Raw genomic sequence first — 17,771 nt, 5'->3', positions numbered from 1 at the left:
CGGACTGATCGCCGCGCTCGTGATCTGACACCTCACTCCGGGAACGTCTTGTTCTGAACGACGAACGCCAGGAACCGAGCGGCCGCGGGCGCCAGTTCGACGTCGTCACGCCAGGTCAGGCCGACCGTACGACGCGCCGCCGGGCGTCGTGAGCGCGAGCCCGATGGTGCCGGACCGCCCGACCCACACCGAGTCTCGACGCGACCAGTGGAGGTGGTGGGCGCGTGCTTGGAGGGCGGCGCGGGGGAGTCCTCGTGCTCGTGCGTGGTCGGGTCCCAGGGCGGCGTCGATGACGCGGAGTTGGTGGGTGATGCGGCGACGGATGTCGGATGCGCGGTTGCGGCAGTAGGAGGAGCAGTAGATGAGGGTCGTGCCGCTCGGGGCGTAGTCCACGGGATTGGCGCACTCGGGGTTCATGCAGGCTGCGCTGGGGCCTAGAGGCTGTTCCTCGAGGGCGAGCTCGAGCTGGACGCCCCAGGCGGCCGCGGTGGGAAAGTCGTCGGGTTCGGGGAAGGTCCGGGTGAGGCCGCTCGGGTAGGTCGCCATGGGTTGGTCGAGTTAATCGGCTCAAGAGTGTAGTTTCCCGCACGTCGAGCGGCATCCGACGTCCCGTACATGTGTGTCACGGCCGCGAACCTGCTGCGTTCGACGATGAACCCACCACGAGTAACGCTCAAGTCCGCGAACAACTCCGAGCCGCGTTCATTGCTAGATGTCGAGATGCAGCGAAGACTGCACACGACACGCCTTCGAGAGACGCACAACCGGGCCCCCGCCAGCGTGGGTGTGCAAGGTACCGTCGGCCCGCGACGCGGGCTTCCCGGTTGCTCTTGCTCCTATAGCGTCCTTACATGCAGAACGTTGCGGACATCGGTCTGGACTCTCAGGAGGACTACGACCAACTTGAGTCGTCGCTGGCGCAGATCGACCTAATCATCGCGCTGCACGACAACGTGACTCGCCGGGGCAATTGGGGTGAACCCGGAAGCGACATCGATCGCTTGGGAATAGCTATGCCACCGCATCCCGTCCCGCTGAAGCGAACCCTCCCTGCCGCATGGTCAGCGACACGAGTCAGCTTGGAGCACCTCCAGCGGGAACTGCGCGCGGCACTTCCTCCTAGGCGCTCATTCATGCCTACTGCCCTTCGGCGCCAGCACACAATCTTGCCCACGGTTTTGCAGTCGGTCGCCAGGCGAGCACTGCTCGCATCCGCACGCTGCTGCTACATCCTGGCGCCCGACTCCCATGAAGAGCGCATCGAGAACGCCCTCGACATGCTTGACCAAGACGCCCGGAGCCAACGCCGTCACTACGAGGCGATGAAGGAGTTTGAAACCCTGAGTCAGCTCCGTCCTCCCCCGGCTCTCGTCGAGAAGCAGGAGGTGATGCGCCAGTCACTCCTCGAGCGTAAGAAGAAGAGAGTGGGCGACGAGGTGATGCTGAGCGAATCAGCGCGTCTTATCGAGAAGCTCCTGCGAGAGAGCGGGCACGAGGAGTTTCCCGCCCGACAGATCGCTGAACACTTCACATGGCTCTTCCACGTCTACAGCGGAGTCGCACACGCGTGGGGTTGGCCTTGGATGGCTCCTGGTACTGACTCCGCTCCGGGCCACTTCATCGCAGACTTCAGCACGACAGTGTCTGTCGGTCACGTTGCCCTACAGCTGGTAGACCAGCGATCAACGGCTTCGCCCCCGTAGGGGCTACTGCGCGTTAGGGGTAGATGGGTCCATGGTCAGGGTCATCTCATCGTGCAGCAGTCCCGTCTGTTGCTGCATAGAACGTCACCGACTGCACACGACACGCGGCCTACATTGCACAGACTTGGCTACGCGCCGCCAGTGCGCAAAGTAGGCCGTCCAGGGCATACGGCCTAGTGGAGCGGTTCCCCGCTGCAGGCGGTATCGCTACGGTCACTTCTATGCAATGGCTCGAGACAGTCTCCGCCGGCGAGGACTGGCAGTACACGCTCGACGGCAAGCAGGTGACGCCAAAGATCATGGAAGACATCCGTGCGCCGCACCCGGGCATCTGGGTCGATGACCAGCGACTGTACGACACCGAGTGGAGTGTCGAAGGTCGCCGCCGAGGCACAATCCCGCCGCGGTCTTCCGAGTCCGAGGCCGTCTACAAGGCCTATGAAACCGGGGACTGGTCGGCCGTCCCTAGACCCACGCCGGTGCGCCCTGGTCCCGCACTCGAGGCTGCCGAGGAGGCGGTCCGTGACAGCACAGGGTGGCTGGCCGAGGTGAGGTGGTCACACGTCTTCCGGATCATCACGATCGCTCATCGAAACGCAACGACCTTGGTCGCGTCGCTCGATCGGATCGAGCGCCAGTCGGGCCCGATCGAGCAGCTTTCCTTGGATCAGCACCTAGAACTCGACCAGCGCATATTCAATCTCGCGGCAAGCGTCGACAGCATCCGAGACCAGATACTCAAAGGCGACGTGCTCGATGCCTACAAAGGCACCGAAGTGCGCATCGACGTGCGATCCCACACGAAGGCCCTATGGCAGTTGCCAGCGTTGTCCTTCCTCCAAGGACTGAGAAACGCCCTCGTACACAAGTACCAGCAGGGCGTCGGGCTCGACACGATCATTGGGGTGCCCACCCGACGAATCATCACCCTGTACCCGTCACGCCTACTCCACGTCGACCTGCGCACCTTCGAGGACCCCGGGAAGGATTACGCCCGAGCACACGAGAAGGTGCCGCTACGGGAGCTCCTCGACGAGGTCATGACACCGCTCAATCAATACAGCGAGTGGCTCACGAAGTGCGTGGACGAACACCACGCCCACGACTTCGACAGGTTGGGCGAACTGCGCGCCGCACGTGACAAGGCCGCGCGTCAGGTCGATACGCATCCGGTGGACCACGCACTGAAGGCGTCACTCGAGGGCGTCACGCTGAGTACCCCACCACCCGACGCCCCGCGCCGCCCATGAACTGTCGCCGCGCGAAGACATCAGGTCGAGGTACACCGCAACACTCCAACTATTCATGACAATGCGGTTTTGCTGCATACGAAGGCGCGTTGTGCAATCTTCGCTGCATCTCGACACTTGTCGAGATGCAGCGAAGACTGCACACGACACGCGTCCTAGATTGCACAGATCCGGCCTGGATCCCAGACGTGTGCAATCTAGGAGTCCATGCTCGGCGCTTGTCCGTCGGTGATCGCCCGGATGGCCCGACAGCGACGCCACCTCCGGTCGCATTATCTGCAGTACTGAGGCGATCGGGAACTGTTTGCCCTAGTAAGAGCGGATATAGACCAAGCTCGTGGTGCGAGGGACGGAAGGGACGACGTGGGATCATCGGTGTGGCGCCCGTTCCCGAATGTCTCGAGGGATGCCCGCACTCGAAACTGGCCGAGCGTCGAGTCACTGTTCTAACGCGACTCGGCCGAGACGAGCAGACCGTCACCAAGGTACTGATCGAAACACCAGAGGGCGCCGTACGGCTGGGCTTCATCGGCTCGCCCACGGTCCTCGTAGACGGCCGCAACCCGTTTGCCCGGGGTGACGAGCAACCGGCTTCAGCCTGTCGCGTCTTCCTCACGCCCAACGGGCCCGACGGAGCCCCACCGTGGATCAGTTGCTGGAGGCAGTGGTTCTCAAGGCCTGGCTTCCCTTGGTCTCTTACTCGTCATCGCACGAGCGGCAGGGAGATGGTGAAGCATGAGCCCTTTCCGGGGCCGGGGCTGGATGCGGTGAGTCCTCCGTGATGCGCATCGATGATGGCCTTGCTGATGGTCAGGCCGATACCGGATCCTCGTTGGTCGTTTGTGCGAGCTGAGTCGCCGCGGTAGAAGCGTTCGAATGCGTGCAGCACCTGGTCGGGTGTCATACCTTCGCCGGTGTCGGTGACGGTGATGATGGCTTCTCCGCCGTCGCGTCCCGCTGCGACGGTGATCGTTCCTCCGGCGGGTGTGTGCCTGAGGGCGTTGGTGAGGAGGTTGGTCATGACTTGGGCGAATCGGACCCGGTCGACCAGGGTCTCGAGTCCTGTCGCCTCGTCAACGTCCAGGGCCAGGTTGAGGCCCTTCTCCGAGTAGCTGTCACGCATGCCCCCGTAGACCGCCCACAACAAGTCAGCCACCTTGTGGCGCTGGATGTCGAGGGCGAGGTGTCCTTCTTCGGTCGTGGAGACCTCGTTGATGTCCTCGGCCAGTCGCGCCAGCCGTTCCGTCTGGGCGGTCAACGCGAGACGAGAGTCATCACCGAGGGTCACCACGCCGTCGTGCAGTCCCTCGTGGTAGGCGCTCAAGGTCGCGATCGGCGTGCGCAGTTCGTGGGCGAGGTCGGACAGCATCCGTCGTCTGGTGTCCTCGACTCCTTCCATGCGGGCCGCCATCACGTTGAAGGCGCCGGTGAGGGTCTCGAGCTCAGTCCCCGCACCGACATGAGGCACGCGGGTGGAGTAGTGGCCACGGCTCAGTTCGCGCGCGGCATCGGTCATCTGCGCCAGCGGTTGGCGCAGCCGTCGGGCGAGGAACCAGGCCACCGCGGTCGCCCCAGTCAGAGAGATGAGCAGGCTCACGCCCAGGGCGATGAGCGAGGCGTCCCGGTAGGCCATCTCGATGTGGACCAGCTCGGGTGCGTTCTCCTGGTGCCCGGCTTGGAGGAGGTGGTCGTGGAAGATCGGGGGGCCGATGACGGCGGCGACGAGCCCGGTGGTCAGTGCTCCCGCAAGGAGTACCAGGATCTGTCCCGCCAGTAGTCGAGGCGCCAGACCCTTGGAGAGTGTGTTGACGCGCTTGTTCATCCGGGCCCCATCCGGTAGCCGATGCCGCGCACCGTGGTGATGTAGCGAGCGAGATCGGGGTTGTCTCCGAGCTTGCGTCGCAGGTGAGCGATGTGGACGTCGACCAGGTGCTCGTCCCCGACCCAGCCGCCACCCCAGACCTCCTCGATGAGCTGCGTGCGGGAGAAGGCCATCGAGGGCCGTTGGGCCAAGGTCATCAGCAGATCCCGTTCGGTCGGTGTCAGCGGAACTGGTTCTCCCTTCAGGTGGACCTGCTGCCCGATTGGGTCGACCTGAAGGTCGCCGAATACCCATGGGGTTGCCGCAGCGCTGGAGTTGCCGGCGTTCCCGCCCCGTGGGCGACGCAGGACCGTCTGCACGCGTGCCACCAGCTCGCGCACGCTGAAGGGTTTGGTGACGTAGTCATCGGCGCCCACGGAGAGGCCGATCAGGGTGTCCACTTCGTCCGATCGGGCGGTCACGACGATGACGTAGCAGTCGCTGAAGGTGCGGATCTGGCGGCAGACCTCGATGCCGTCCAGTCCGGGCAGTCCCAGGTCGAGGATCACCACGTCTGGGGACTGCTCTCGTGCTGCTTCGACTCCGGCGACGCCGTTGTGCTCGACTGTGGTCTGGTACCCGCTGCGGGCGAGATAGGCGGCGATCATCTCTGCCAGCGTCTTCTCGTCCTCGATGATGAGCACCTTCGCCAACGGCTCGACAGGGGTTCGTGTGCTCACGACAGACAGTCTCACCCGAGGGCCGCACCACGGCCGACATCAGCGGCGAATCGACGAGGATCTTCGTCAAACCTCAACGCGGCGACCACCAACCCATGACCTTCCCGCCGGAGCCTGTCTGCATGCCGGGAGGTCGGCTTCAAGAAGGAGTCTCCGATGATGTGGAATCACGGCTGCGACATGATGTGGCTGGGCATGGCCGCAGGCGTCCTCGCCTTCTGGGTGATCGTCGTGCTCGCCGTGCGCGCACTGTTCCCCGGCCAGAGAAGCACCGCCACAGGCCCTACCCGGACCGACGCGCTGACGCTTCTCGACGAAGGACTGGCCCGCGGTGACCTGAGCGTCGATGAGTACGAAAAGCGACGTCACCTGATCATTCATGGGCGCTGACGCGCGTCGGTACACCGACCCCTGGAGGGAACTATGGGCTCTATCACTCGCCGTGGCCTGCTGATCGGTGGCCTCGGTACCGCTGGCGCAGCGGGCTTGGGAACGTATGCCGCCACCAAAGGATCGGGTGCCAGCGCGCCGAAGGGGGCCTTCGGCGCTCCGACGCCGGTCTCACCTGACCCGGGCCAGACGGTGGTGACCAAGTCCTTGACCGCCAAGCCGATCACCCTCGATCTAGCGGGCCGCACCGTCTCGACCTGGGGATACGGCGACGCCGTGCCTGGTCCACTTCTGCGGGCCACCGCCGGCGACTTCCTGCGCGTCACCCTCGACAACCAACTTCCGGACGAGACCACCATCCACTGGCACGGTATTCGTCTGCGCAACCCGGCCGACGGCGTCCCCGGCATGACGCAGGACCCGGTGAAGCCGGAGACCTCCTACGTCTACGAGTTCACCGCGCCCGATCCGGGCACGTACTTCTTCCACCCTCACGTCGGCGTTCAGCTCGACCGGGGACTGTACGCCCCGTTGATCATCGACGACCCGAACGAGCCAGGCGGCTACGACGCCGAGTGGGTCCTTGTCCTCGATGACTGGATCGACGGAACAGGCACCACGCCCGAGCAGGTCCTGGAGAAGCTCTTGGCCAATGACTCCGGATCCGGGGGCATGGGTGGCATGGGTGGTATGGACCACGGCGAGATGGGTGGCATGAACCATGGCGCCATGGACGAGGCCGAGCCGTGGGGCGACGCCGGAGACGTGACCTACCCGCACTTCCTGATCAACGGACGGCCGCCAGCGGACCCCGAGACGCTCAGAGCCAAGGCCGGGCAGAAGGTTCGTCTGCGAATCATCAACGCCGCCTCCGACACCATCTTCACCGTTGCTCTCGGGGGGCACCGGATGACGATCACGCACAGCGATGGGTTCCCGGTCGAGCCGACCGAGACGGACGCGTTCTATATCGGGATGGGCGAACGTTATGACGCGATTGTCACCCTCGGCGACGGGGCCTTCCCCTTGGTGGCCAAGCCGGTCGGCAAGGCCAGCGGCGGTCAGGCCATGGCCGTAGCCCGCACCGGAAGCGGCGCCGCACCCGGCGGGGACGCCAGCCCACGAGAATTGACCGGACGGGTCCTCATCGGCTCCGACCTGAGACCCGCCCAGGCAGCCAAGCTGCCCAGCAGGAGACCCGATGCAACCGCGCGGCTCACTCTCACCGGATCGATGCAGCCCTACGCATGGGGGATGAACGGAGCTCCGTTCGGCAAGAACGAGCCCCTGACCGTCCGGGCCGGGCAACGACTGCGGATCAACGCCACCAACATGACGATGATGACTCACCCGGTGCATGTGCACGGCCACACCTTTGCCCTGCCCTCCGGGCTCAGGAAGGACACTGTCCTCATGGCCCCCATGCAGTCTTTCGCCATCGACCTCGACGCCGACAACGAGGGCGACTGGATGATCCACTGCCACAACATCTACCACGCAGAGGGCGGCATGATGATCGCGTTGGAGTACATCGCATGAGGCCCCGTCGACGACGTGTCGCCCGAGGTATCGCTGTGGTGGCTGCGGTGGCGCTGCTGGCCGGGTGCTCTTCGACATCCGAGACCGGGACACCGCAGTCCACTGGCGGTGAGTCGTCCAGCCCAGCGGGAAGCGACGCGAGCCAACAGCCCGCACCCTTGATCCATGTTCATGGGATCGCTCGACATCCACGAACCGGCGACGTGCTGGTGGCGACCCATCAAGGTTTGTTCCAGCAGGTCGACGGCAAGCTCGTCCGCAACGGTCCTGCCATCGACCTGATGGGCTTCACCATCGGCGACGACGGCACTCTGTATGCCTCCGGCCACCCAGCACCCGGTACCGACCTCCCCCAGCCAGTAGGTCTCATCACGTCACAGGACACGGGTCGCACCTGGCAGGTCGCCTCACGCGGCGGGCGCTCGGATTTCCACGCTCTGACCGCCGGCCCAAACGGCGTCATCGGGTTCGACGGAACGCTTCGACACACCAGCGACAAAGAGACCTGGGATACGCGGGACATTCCCTCACCGCCACGGGTGCTGGCCGCTTCCCCCACGTCCGGGAAGGTGCTGGCCACCACAAGCGCTGGCCTGCTCATGAGTCAGGACGAGGGCACCACCTGGACCTCCCTCGCCCCACCAGAGGTCGCCGTCCTCGCCGCCTGGGCCGACGAGGAGACCATCGTCACCTCTTCAGCCGCGGGCAGACTGGCAACCAGCAGCGACGCCGGCCAGACCTGGACCCTTCATCCGGGGAGCATCGGGCCGGCCGAAGCGTTGTGGGCGGGCCGCACTAGTGACGGACAACTGGAGATCATCGCGTCCGTCGACGGGCGCGTGATCAGCACCACGGATGCAGGAAGGACCACCCAGACATTGGTCCAGTGAGTCGTCGTGCCTGTGCGACCAGGTCTCGGACTCCGCGGCGCCGATCCTCCACCGGCAGCGCGGTGGCCTTCATCCAACCTCAATACGATCGGGATCGAATCACCATTCCGCGACGTGAGGGTTGGTCCTGCCTCGAACATTCTGCGAAGGAGTCCCCGATGACGATGGCTCACGGTAACGGCGGTCGCAGCCACGCGGGGCACCTGCCCTCCAGCGGCGCCGCCCTGGCGATTTCGGCGTGGCTGACGGGGATCTACTTCGTCATCGAGTTGGGCATCGGCCTGTGGACGGGATCGGTGGCGGTGATTTCGGACGCCTTCCACACCTTCTCGGCGGTGGGTGGCGTGCTGGTGGCCATCATCGCCGCCCGACTGGCCCGCCGCCCGGCCGATAAGGACCGCAGCTTCGGTTGGTATCGCGCCGAGATCGTGGGCGCCCTGGTCAACGGCGGCTTCTTGCTGGGCATGGCGCTGGTCGTGATTGTGATGGCCGGCATGCGCATGACCGACCCCGTTGACTTGCCCACTACACCCATGCTGTGGGCGGCGGCCGGTGGCTTGCTCACCGAGTTCATCTCGTTGGGATTGATCTGGAAGCAAAGCCGCAGCGACCTGAACGTCAGAGGCGCGCTGTGGCACATTCTTCAGACTTTCGTCGGCAGCCTGCTCATCATCGTCACCGCGCTGGTGATCCGCTTCACCGGGTTCTTGCTGATCGATCCGCTGCTCGGAATGGCCTTCGGCTTCGTCCTGGTATGGGCAAGTTGGGGCATCCTGCGCGACGCCACCCATTTGCTGATGGAGGGCACGCCCGCTGAGATTCGCCTGGGTGAGGTGACCGAAGCACTGGAAGCGCTCGACGGCGTTGAAGGCGCCCATCACGTGCACGCTTGGGCACTGACCAGTGGACGTTACGTGTTCTCCGGTCACCTGCGCATCGCCGACGGGGCCGATCCACAGGCTGTGCTCCAAGCCGCCTCCAGCATGCTCAAGGATCAGTACGGCTTCTTCTTCGCCACACTGCAGGTGGAGGCCGCCTACCTCGACGAGTCCGACGCCGAAGCGATCGATGTCATGCGTGAGACGCGCAAGAAGGGACAGGCGTGAGAACCCTCCTTCTGCTTGCCTTGATCACGTTCTCCGAGGCGACCATCGGTGTGTTCGTCAAGCTCACCGACGGGCGGATCCCAATCCAGACGCTGACCTTCTATGCCATGGCCTTCGCAGCGACTTTCCTGTTCATAGCGCGAGCCCTGGCAACTCGGCAATGGCCCCGCTTTCCCGCGGGCAACGTCAAGGACACCGCTATCATCGGCGTGCTGATCGCGGCCCAGGGCGGCGTATTCAATTTCGCGATGTCGCTTGTACCTATCGCCAACGCGGTGATCTTCTGGAGCATCGCGCCGTTCTTTGTGTTCATCTTTTCGGCGATTTTCCTCGGCGAGAAGGCGCGAAAAAGCTACATCCTGATATTCGCTATCGCCCTGGCCGGCATTGCGCTGGCCAACCCGCTCGGTGGCGGCCATATGCTGGGAAATTTCGTGGCGCTGGCCACCGGGGCGATCTACGCCGCGATGGTCACCTACATGCGCTACGAGGGTAAAACCGAGACCGGGAACGACATCGCCTGGTCACTGCTGGTCGCCGCACTTTCGCTTTCGCCGTTCCTCCTGATCGTCGGCCCCGGCCAAGTGGCGACGACGATCGCGCATCCGGCACTCGGCGTGGAACTGCCGGTGATGCTCTGGGCCGCGGGCCTGGGCATCGTCTCCACAGGTTTCGCCTACTTCGGCATCTCCATCGTCTTGAAGTCGATCGATGCCAATGTCTATGCCCTGGTCGACATCATCGTCTCGCCGGTTGTAGCCTCCATATTCGGATATCTGATCTTCGCAGAGGTGCCCGGACGAGGCATCATCTATGGTGGCGCCTTGCTGCTCGCCGCCGGCTTCTGGCTGACCCGCGAGATGTCGCGGGGCCGAGAGAACCAAGCCGTGCACCCATGCCAATGCGTCTAATCGCCGCAGGCAATAAAGGGGGCAGATTCCAGTGGACGTCGCCGGGTGAGTTGCATTTAGCGACCATCGATGAGCAGACCCATGCCCCCGCAGGTGTCGCAACCGGGGCCCGGCCCGACACAGCGCGTTGTCCATGTAGGCGGTTGGTCCGCATGTGCGCCGCCACTCTTGCGGGCCCGACCTCTAGGCCGAGCGACTTTGTGGCCGCACTGTGCTGTTCGGTGTGATGTTCGGCAAACGGAGCATATGCCAAGTACCCGCGTGAGGACTTTCCTTACTGGTTCAAGGCGGCGACTCCGTCGCCGCTGGCCGCCCGCTTCGCGGGCGTCCGCTGCGCATGCGGCCTGGCGGCCGTTCTCGCGGCCGCCCACTCACGCCCGGCCAGACATGACGAAAGCGCCCCGGTCCAGTGCCGAGACGCCTCCCCCTTCGTGCCTTCGACCCGCCGCTACACGATCCGGCCTCCGGGCCACCGCCTCAAGTGGCAGTTTGAACCATCGGTCCGGGAAGGTGCTCCCGCACCTGTGCACCACCCCTTCGCGACAGCGGGCCGCTTGACCCGGCGACCCTCCGGCCGAGGCTGCTCCGCTATCGGATCGACGGCCCTCCGCGGCCGAATTCGTGGGCACACGTTGGGCACATGACAGTCGCCACGCTTGGCACGACTGACTTGAATAGTCCCCATTTCATGCGGTTTTCGCGGTTGACGAACGGCGGAAATTAGCGGTGACGCCTCTCGTAATGAATAGGTCATCGGTTCGATTCCGATAGGCGGCTCAGCGGAACGCCCTCGACACAGTCGGGGGCGTTTTTGCTGGTCAGGGGCGGCGGCTTTCGTCTAGTCCGCTTGGCGTTTCGGGTGTGAGTCTCTGTCGCGGCCATCGGTGAGAGCGAGCCTTCGGGCCCGAGTGTGGAGCCTGCCCAGGGGGTGATTGCCGCCCCTCTGGGCGTCTTTGTCGATGCCCAGCACCCACGCTGGCGGTTCGTTCAGCGGTGCAGCAGCTCGGCGGCCATGGACAATCCCGCGTCCCGCTCGGGCTGGATGATCCGGCTGACGCCCATCCGACGCAGGGCCTCGTAGTGCTGGCGCGAACCCGCCTTCGCCCACACCTCACGTACCCCGAGCTCGCTGAGGGCCGTGGCGGCCATCAGGGACGCGGTGACGTCGGTCATCCCGAGGACCACGAGGGTATCGGCGGTGATCTCCAGCTGCCTGAGGGACTCCTCGTCCCGCGCTTCGGCGATCGCGAGGTGCCGCATCTCCTCCTTGAGGTTGTCCACCACGGCTTCGCTGATGTCGACGCCGAGGACGCGTCGTCCCGCCCGCTCGAGCCGCAGCGCGAGGACGGAGCCGAATCGGCCCAGTCCGATGACGGCGATGTCGTACTTAGCCAACGAGGAGCCTTTCGGTGGGGACCTCGAAGCGTCGAGGTCGGTTGCGCAACGCCAGGGCGGCGCCGAGCGTGATCGGACCGAGCCGTCCGAGGAACATCAGGGCGATGAGCACGAGCTGCCCTACGGGGGGGAGGTCAGGGGTAATGCCGGTGGACATCCCGACGGTGCCGAAGGCAGAGATCGCCTCGAAGAGGGTCGCGTCGAGGCGGAAGGGGGAGACGGTGAGCAGGACACCCGTCGCCCCGACGATGAGACCGACGCCGAGCAGGGCGACGGTGAGGGCTTGGCGCTGGTTGTCGGGGGACAGACGACGGTGGAAGATCCGCACGGTGGGTTCGCCGCGGATCTCGGCCCAGATGACGAAGCCGAGTAGGGCGAAGGTGCCGATCTTGATGCCGCCGGCGGTGCCGGCGCTGCCTCCACCGATGAACATCAGTGCGTCGAGCATCAACAGGGTCTGCTGGTGGACGCCATCGATGTCCACGCTGTTGAAGCCAGCGGTGCGAGCCGTGACGGACTGGAAGGCGGATGCGAGGATCTTCCCTCCGGTGCTAAGGGGCCCGAGGGTGCCGTCGTTGCGCCACTCGAAGGCGGCGAAGAGGGCGGTGCCGCCTATCCACAGCACGAGCGAACCCCAGATGGTGATCGTCGCGTGGACGGTCCAGCGTTGGAACTGGTGCCGCCAGTGTCGGAACATCTCCCACCAGACTGGGAAACCGAGGCCACCAACCATGACCGAGGCCATCAGTGGCAAGCACATCCACGGGTCATCGACCCAGCTGACGGCACTGTCGTCGTGCAGTCCGAAGCCGGCATTATTGAAGGCGGAGACGGCGTGGAAGAGCCCCGAGTAGAGCGCATCGCCCCAGTCAGCATGGTAACTGGCGCGCAGCCGCAGGCTCAGCACGATGGCGGTCACCATCTCCACGAGGAGGGTGAACTTCAGCACGTCCACGAGGACCTGGCCGGGGTTGCGGTGCGCGATGGAACGCGACTCCGCACCGGTGAGGACGTTGGCGGGCGCGGTGAGCCTGCGGCCGATGACCATGACGAGCAGGGTCGCCGCCGACATGACCCCGAGTCCGCCGATCTGGATCATGGCGAGGATGACCAGCTCGCCGAAGGTGGACCAGTGGCTGGCGGTGTCGATGGTCACCAGGCCGGTGACGCAGGTCGCGGAGGTGGCGGTGAACAGCGCCGTGAGCAGGTCGGTGGACTCACCCGGCTCGGCGGCGAGCGGAGTCATCAGGGCCCCGGTACCCAACGCGATCACTGCAGCGAAACCCAACATGACCGTCCGGGACGGATTCGCAACGAGACGGTTCAGCAGATGCCTGTTCGTCACGTCCTGAGTCATTGGTGGAACGGTACTCCGGTGCAAGCTACATACTGCCTCGAGGGCGTCGGGGATCTACCGGGCGACACCAGCGTCTCGAAGCGGCTGCCGGATCACCGCTGTGACCCACTCCTGGACAGGTGACCCGGTTCGCTGACTCCGGACTTCGTGCCGGGCGTGACTCGTGAGTACTTTCCTCACTGACTCAAGGACCCTCTGACGGATTGCGCTGCACAATGGACACATGTCGGGTCCCGACGATTTTCCACCGAACGGACCGTCCAGGGGTGTCTGGATCGGTCCCGCCGTGCGGGCGTCGGTGCCGGTGGTGGCTCCACCTCTGGTGGCGGCAGTCGTCGGTAACGGGTTCATCGGCCGTTCGTCCTTGGCGTGGTTCAACGAGTTGCGGCGACCGGGTTTGCAGGTCCCGCTACCGGCGTTCATCGTCGTTGGCGGTGTCTACTACGGGCTGATGGGGGTGGTCCTGCAGCGTGCACAGCGCGGTCAGGACACCGTGCTGCGCAATCGGACCTACGCCGTGCTCGCGGGCAACGAGTTGTGGAATGCCCTTCTCTTCGGTCGCCGGAGCACCCGAGCGGGACTCGTCGGGATGCTGGCCTTCACCCCCGTGGTGTTGGCGCTGCAACACCGCGCCCAGAGGGATCGGTTGGCCCGCGTGGCTGCGGGCGCATACACGGCGTGGGTTCTTGGCTACGACGTGCCCTGGTCCTACAGATTGTGGAGGCTCAATCCGTGAGGGACCGCACCGCCAGGGCTGGACCAGATAGGCCCACCACCATAGGGTCGATCCACACGGTGGCTCGGGTGAGGGGGAGCCGCGCCGCACCGGTGGGGGGAGGACCGTGATGGCACGCAAGTTGCCGATCATCTACGTTCGCGGCTTCGGAGGCGGGCAGTCGGGTATCGATGCGCTCGTCGAGGACCCGTTCTACGGCTTCAACGTGGGTTCCACCCACGTCAGGGTGGGAGCAGGTGGGGATCCCAGCTTCTACCAGTTCGAGAGCCCGCTGCTGCGCCTGATGCTGGACCACGACTACGACCTGAAGGTCCACGGCAGCCAGCTGGCGTGGCTGGGTAGACAGCCGGACGGCGAGGTTCCCGAGGCGACCATCTGGATCCACCGCTTCTACGACGACGCCGCCTCCACCTGGGGGCGGACGCCGCAGGAGTACCGTCTCGAGCGCGCCGCCGAAGATCTCCTTGACCTGGTGACGCTGGTGCGCGCCAAGACCGGGGCTCCGAGGGTTTATCTGGTGGCGCACTCCATGGGCGGTCTGGTCTGCCGCAGCATGATGCAGAAGGTCATCCCCGACCGGGGCGCGCACGCCGAGCAGTACGTCGACAGACTCTTCACCTACGCGACTCCTCACGGGGGCATCGACTTCGACATCGGATTCGGTCTCTTCGAGAAGGTCAGGGACCACTTCGGTATCCAAGGGGCCGACATCTTCGGACCGCAACGGATGTGGGAGTACCTCAACCCGGCCGGTGTCGGAGACCTCAGGGCGAACTGGGACCCCAGGAAGATCCCGGAGGAGGCGTTCGCGCCAGACCGGGTAGTTGCCTTGATCGGCACCAACCCCGACGACTACGACGTGGCCCGCGGCCTCTCCTCCGCAGCCGTCGGAGTGAAGAGCGATGGGCTGGTCCAGATCGAGAACGCGTACGTTCCGGACGCCAAGTTCGCGTTCGTGCACCGCAGCCACTCCGGGCGCTACGGCATCGTGAACTCGGAAGAGGGTTACCAGAACATGCGCCGCTTCCTCCTCGGCGACCTGGAGGTCACCGCGGACCTCGTCGGGCTCCAGCCCCCGAGGCAGCAGGCAGCGGACCGCGGCGAGATCATCTGGCAGGCGGAGGTGGAACTCGCCGTGCGCGGTCTGCCGATCCTGATGCACCAGCAGACTGCAGCGCACCACTGCCCCGTGATCCTGGACGTGCCGGCGGACGAATCGGACCGGCCGCAACCGCTGGTCACGACCTTCCTCATCGCCGATCCGACCCTGCGGCCCGAGGAGGCCGAGCACGCCCGGTACACCCTGCACCTCAGGCTCATCTCACTGCGTCAACGGGACGGCATCTTCGACTTCCGGGACCACGTGGAGCAGACCGCGGATTTCGACGACTGGCTCGCTGTCGACATCGGCGCCACGGACGGCGGATTGGCAGCGTGGGCTGCCTGGGTCTCCGAGTTGCCGGTGCCCCTGCGTGACTACGTGCCCACGGGCCCCCCGCTGGAGGACGAGGACGCGTCACCACGTCGATGGGTCAAACGGATCGCGCTACCGCGCGCAGCAAGGGAACTCTTCGGTCCGCACGTGGCGTTGAGGCTGACCGTGCGCGATCGTGACGGTCATGCTGCCGACGCGCTCACCGGCCCACCCCAGTGATCACGCCAGCACCGGGCCCTTGGCATTGGTTGTTTCGGGGAGCTCCTGGGTCAAGTCCAGGGTGACCCCGTCCTGAGGTGCTCCTCTCGCAGAAGTTCCGCTGAGCACGCTGTCGGCTCCCTGCAGGTCCCGCAGTGCCATGGTGGAGGAACACGTCCACCGATCGCGAAGGATCGCAGCCATGGAACGATTCACCGGCAAGGTCGTCATCGTCACGGGTGGGGGCTCTGGCCTCGGCCGGGCTGTCGCCGTGCGTCTGGGGCAGGAGGGCGGCAGGGTCCTCGTCGCCGACATCAACGACGAGGGCGCGGCCGAGACGGCCCGCCTCGTCGAAGGGGCCGGCGGCGAGGCGGTGACGATGCACCTCGATGCCTCCAGCCCCGCGGACAACGAGGCTGCCGTGCATCTCGCGCTCGACACCTGGGGTCGCCTGGACGGAGCGGTCAACAACGCCGGCATCGGTGCCTCACCCGGTCCCATGGGAGAGCTCGACCTCGACGTGTGGCGCAGGGTCATCGCCATCAACATGGACGGCATCGCCTACGGGATGAAGTACCAGATCCCGGCGATGAAGGACACCGCGGAGGGCAAGGGCGCCATCGTCAACATGGCCTCGGTCCACGGCAACGTGGCCACCTACGCGCCGGGGTCGGCGTACACGACCGCCAAGCACGGGGTGCTCGGTATGACGAAGGCTGCCGCCGTCGAGTACGGCACGGAAGGGATCCGGGTGAACGCGGTCCAGCCGGGCGTCATCGCCACGCCCCTGACCGAGATGCCCGAGGACGCCAAGGCCTTCCTCGAGGACAAGCACGCGATGAAGCGCTTCGGCACTCCGGAGGAAGTCGCGGCGGTGGTCGCCTTTCTCCTCTCGGACGAGGCGTCCTTCTGCACCGGAGCGGGCTACCTCGTCGACGGGGGCTACACCGCGCTCTGACGGTCGATGTCCGGATCGATGAGAACATGCAGCATGCGTGACGAGTCGACCAACGAGATGCGGCGGGTGGCTGCGTTGCCCGGTGGCACCCCGCTCTCGGTGGCGTTCTACGACAGGCACCGCGGTGCCGACGCACTGACCTCCGCGCGCATCATCCAGCGGGAGGGTTCGTGGCGGGAGGCGTGCGCTACCGCGGGAGTCCCGGCGAACAAGGCCTCGCGGACCTCCTATCGCCGCAAGTGGAGCGAGGCCGACCTGCTGAACTGGGTCCGGCGCTACCTCGCTGAGGACGAGAAGCCGTCCTATGGACGCTTCGGTCAGTGGCTGCGGGAGCAGCAGGACGCGCCGTCGGCGAACACCGTCCGCAACACATTCGGCAGCTGGTCAGCGGTGCTCGAGGCGGCCTCGCACGACTGACGCCCCATGGGCGCGCGAAGTGGCGCTCCTCGGCCCGCCCCCCTTCGCTCAACCCGCCTGCTGCTCGCTCCGACCCTGCCCACCGATCCGGTCGAGGACGACCTCGGCGATCGTCTCCGGGTGGGTCTCCATGAGCCAGTGACCGGTGTCGAGCTCGAGGGTGTGCACGAGGTCGATCTGCTCCCCGGCGCGCTCGCGCAGCTTGTTGACGGTGTGCCGGGTCGACGCCTTCGCGAAGGCCGGGTCCTTCGCGCCCCAGACAAAAGCGGTCGGGAGCATCTCGCGATGCTTGCTGCGACGAGGGGTGCCGGGCCGGGACCGCCTGCGCCATACAAGGGTCGGCGACAGGCCGGCGCGGTACCAGTTGAGGGAGCCTTGGGCCGAGCTCGCGTCCTTCAACCGCTTCGCGTCGTACGCGGCGCGCTCGCGGGGCATCCCTATCCTCTCCATGACCTGCTGGGCGAAGAACCGGAAGAACAGCACCGGCAGGACCGGCAGGGCGAAGAAGGCCATGTACCAGCTGGCCTTGAGCTGCTCGCCCTGTCGGAACCCGTGGGCCATCCCGGACGGGCTCGGGGTCGACAGCACGGTCAAGGTCTGCACGCGGTCGGGGTGGCGGGCGGCCACGGCCCACGCGAGGGCGCCGCCCCAGTCGTGACCGACGATGTGGGCCTGCGAGGCGCCGGCGGCGTCGAGCAGGGCGATGACGTCGCCGACGAGCTCGGAGATCTCGTAGTCGAGGTGGTGCGGCGGGCGGGCGCCGGGGGAGTAGCCGCGCAGGTCCGGGGCGAGCACCCGCAGGCCGGCGTCGACGAGCCGGGGCGTCACCTTGTCCCACGCGGTGCGGTCCTGCGGCCAGCCGTGGAGGAGGACGACGACCTCCCCCTCCTGGGGGCCGCTGTCGTCGACGTCGAAGGTCAGTCCGTCACGGGAGAAGTAGCGCAC

General features: G+C 65.8%; 17 protein-coding genes. 11 read left to right on the top strand and 6 right to left on the bottom strand.

Annotation, left to right across the window (positions count from 1 at the left end; all coding sequences use genetic code 11):
• Positions 1-105 precede the first annotated feature (105 nt).
• Entirely contained in the window at positions 106-546 is a 441-nt protein-coding gene (locus O9K63_RS09110) for a hypothetical protein (protein ID WP_277237225.1), read from the bottom strand.
• Between the two features lie 305 nt (positions 547-851).
• Between O9K63_RS09110 and O9K63_RS09105 the strand changes: the two genes are divergently transcribed.
• Positions 852-1,703 carry a hypothetical protein gene (locus tag O9K63_RS09105; protein ID WP_277237223.1) on the top strand — a complete coding sequence of 284 codons (852 nt, stop codon included), beginning with the start codon at positions 852-854 and terminating at the stop codon, positions 1,701-1,703.
• A 221-nt stretch (positions 1,704-1,924) separates the two neighbouring features.
• The gene (locus tag O9K63_RS09100; protein WP_277237221.1) at positions 1,925-2,953 is read left to right on the top strand and encodes a hypothetical protein; all 1,029 of its coding nucleotides are present in this window, start codon (positions 1,925-1,927) and stop codon (positions 2,951-2,953) included.
• Positions 2,954-3,656: 703 nt separating this feature from the next.
• Here O9K63_RS09100 and O9K63_RS09095 read toward each other — a convergent pair.
• Together O9K63_RS09095 and O9K63_RS09090 are read right to left on the bottom strand one after the other, a co-directional pair.
• A complete protein-coding gene (locus tag O9K63_RS09095) occupies positions 3,657-4,775 on the bottom strand; it encodes a sensor histidine kinase (protein ID WP_277237219.1) in 1,119 nt (372 codons plus the stop codon).
• Entirely contained in the window at positions 4,772-5,494 is a 723-nt protein-coding gene (locus O9K63_RS09090; RefSeq protein WP_282072945.1) for a response regulator transcription factor, read from the bottom strand. The genes O9K63_RS09095 and O9K63_RS09090 overlap by 4 nt, the downstream gene beginning before the upstream one ends.
• A gap of 156 nt (positions 5,495-5,650) precedes the next feature.
• Between O9K63_RS09090 and O9K63_RS09085 the strand changes: the two genes are divergently transcribed.
• The 5 genes from O9K63_RS09085 to O9K63_RS09065 all read left to right on the top strand — a co-directional run bounded on the left by O9K63_RS09085 (position 5,651) and on the right by O9K63_RS09065 (position 10,330).
• The gene (locus O9K63_RS09085) at positions 5,651-5,884 is read left to right on the top strand and encodes a hypothetical protein (RefSeq protein WP_007924950.1); all 234 of its coding nucleotides are present in this window, start codon (positions 5,651-5,653) and stop codon (positions 5,882-5,884) included.
• Positions 5,885-5,917: 33 nt separating this feature from the next.
• Complete coding sequence (locus O9K63_RS09080; protein WP_277237215.1) at positions 5,918-7,423, top strand: multicopper oxidase family protein; 1,506 nt, start codon at positions 5,918-5,920, stop codon at positions 7,421-7,423.
• Positions 7,420-8,313: a F510_1955 family glycosylhydrolase gene (locus O9K63_RS09075; protein ID WP_370893351.1), complete on the top strand. Its 894-nt coding sequence runs from the start codon at positions 7,420-7,422 to the stop codon at positions 8,311-8,313. Before O9K63_RS09080 ends, O9K63_RS09075 begins: the two co-directional genes overlap by 4 nt.
• Positions 8,314-8,471: 158 nt before the next feature.
• Positions 8,472-9,419 (top strand): cation diffusion facilitator family transporter, encoded by a 948-nt coding sequence (locus tag O9K63_RS09070; protein ID WP_277237211.1) that lies wholly within the window; start codon positions 8,472-8,474, stop codon positions 9,417-9,419.
• On the top strand, positions 9,416-10,330 hold the full coding sequence (locus tag O9K63_RS09065) for a DMT family transporter (RefSeq protein ID WP_259815591.1): 915 nt from the start codon (positions 9,416-9,418) through the stop codon (positions 10,328-10,330). Before O9K63_RS09070 ends, O9K63_RS09065 begins: the two co-directional genes overlap by 4 nt.
• A 987-nt stretch (positions 10,331-11,317) precedes the next feature.
• On the opposite strand, the gene O9K63_RS09060 is transcribed toward O9K63_RS09065, so the two are convergent.
• Positions 11,318-11,725, bottom strand: coding sequence for a potassium channel family protein (locus tag O9K63_RS09060; protein WP_277237209.1), 408 nt, complete (start codon positions 11,723-11,725; stop codon positions 11,318-11,320).
• Positions 11,718-13,082, bottom strand: a complete 1,365-nt coding sequence (locus tag O9K63_RS09055) for a TrkH family potassium uptake protein (RefSeq protein ID WP_431190315.1) — start codon at positions 13,080-13,082, stop codon at positions 11,718-11,720. The genes O9K63_RS09060 and O9K63_RS09055 overlap by 8 nt, the downstream gene beginning before the upstream one ends.
• 223 nt (positions 13,083-13,305) lie before the next feature.
• Between O9K63_RS09055 and O9K63_RS09050 the strand changes: the two genes are divergently transcribed.
• The 4 genes from O9K63_RS09050 (at position 13,306) to O9K63_RS09035 (ending at position 16,826) form a co-directional block, all read left to right on the top strand.
• The gene (locus O9K63_RS09050) at positions 13,306-13,818 is read left to right on the top strand and encodes a TspO/MBR family protein (protein WP_277237205.1); all 513 of its coding nucleotides are present in this window, start codon (positions 13,306-13,308) and stop codon (positions 13,816-13,818) included.
• 109 nt (positions 13,819-13,927) lie between these two features.
• A complete protein-coding gene (locus tag O9K63_RS09045) occupies positions 13,928-15,472 on the top strand; it encodes an esterase/lipase family protein (protein WP_277237204.1) in 1,545 nt (514 codons plus the stop codon).
• A gap of 181 nt (positions 15,473-15,653) precedes the next feature.
• Positions 15,654-16,409: an SDR family NAD(P)-dependent oxidoreductase gene (locus O9K63_RS09040; protein WP_277237203.1), complete on the top strand. Its 756-nt coding sequence runs from the start codon at positions 15,654-15,656 to the stop codon at positions 16,407-16,409.
• Positions 16,410-16,442: 33 nt separating this feature from the next.
• Positions 16,443-16,826 (top strand): hypothetical protein, encoded by a 384-nt coding sequence (locus tag O9K63_RS09035; protein WP_277237201.1) that lies wholly within the window; start codon positions 16,443-16,445, stop codon positions 16,824-16,826.
• A gap of 48 nt (positions 16,827-16,874) precedes the next feature.
• On the opposite strand, the gene O9K63_RS09030 is transcribed toward O9K63_RS09035, so the two are convergent.
• On the bottom strand, positions 16,875-17,771 hold the full coding sequence (locus O9K63_RS09030) for an alpha/beta fold hydrolase (RefSeq protein WP_277237199.1): 897 nt from the start codon (positions 17,769-17,771) through the stop codon (positions 16,875-16,877).

The organism is Janibacter cremeus, assembly GCF_029395675.1.
Lineage (GTDB): Bacteria > Actinomycetota > Actinomycetes > Actinomycetales > Dermatophilaceae > Janibacter > Janibacter cremeus_A.
Note: the sequence above shows the minus strand (reverse complement) of the source record. Positions and strands in the feature narration are given on the sequence as shown.

Excerpts from the sequence above, each read along its gene's own strand:
- O9K63_RS09110 (WP_277237225.1), bottom strand. The coding sequence starts at position 546 with ATGGCGACCTACCCGAGCGGCCTCACCCGGACCTTCCCCGAACCCGAC.
- O9K63_RS09105 (WP_277237223.1), top strand. The coding sequence starts at position 852 with ATGCAGAACGTTGCGGACATCGGTCTGGACTCTCAGGAGGACTACGAC.
- O9K63_RS09100 (WP_277237221.1), top strand. The coding sequence starts at position 1,925 with ATGCAATGGCTCGAGACAGTCTCCGCCGGCGAGGACTGGCAGTACACG.
- O9K63_RS09095 (WP_277237219.1), bottom strand. The coding sequence starts at position 4,775 with ATGAACAAGCGCGTCAACACACTCTCCAAGGGTCTGGCGCCTCGACTA.
- O9K63_RS09085 (WP_007924950.1), top strand. The coding sequence starts at position 5,651 with ATGATGTGGAATCACGGCTGCGACATGATGTGGCTGGGCATGGCCGCA.
- O9K63_RS09080 (WP_277237215.1), top strand. The coding sequence starts at position 5,918 with ATGGGCTCTATCACTCGCCGTGGCCTGCTGATCGGTGGCCTCGGTACC.
- O9K63_RS09075 (WP_370893351.1), top strand. The coding sequence starts at position 7,420 with ATGAGGCCCCGTCGACGACGTGTCGCCCGAGGTATCGCTGTGGTGGCT.
- O9K63_RS09070 (WP_277237211.1), top strand. The coding sequence starts at position 8,472 with ATGACGATGGCTCACGGTAACGGCGGTCGCAGCCACGCGGGGCACCTG.
- O9K63_RS09055 (WP_431190315.1), bottom strand. The coding sequence starts at position 13,082 with ATGACTCAGGACGTGACGAACAGGCATCTGCTGAACCGTCTCGTTGCG.
- O9K63_RS09050 (WP_277237205.1), top strand. The coding sequence starts at position 13,306 with ATGTCGGGTCCCGACGATTTTCCACCGAACGGACCGTCCAGGGGTGTC.
- O9K63_RS09045 (WP_277237204.1), top strand. The coding sequence starts at position 13,928 with ATGGCACGCAAGTTGCCGATCATCTACGTTCGCGGCTTCGGAGGCGGG.
- O9K63_RS09040 (WP_277237203.1), top strand. The coding sequence starts at position 15,654 with ATGGAACGATTCACCGGCAAGGTCGTCATCGTCACGGGTGGGGGCTCT.
- O9K63_RS09035 (WP_277237201.1), top strand. The coding sequence starts at position 16,443 with ATGCGTGACGAGTCGACCAACGAGATGCGGCGGGTGGCTGCGTTGCCC.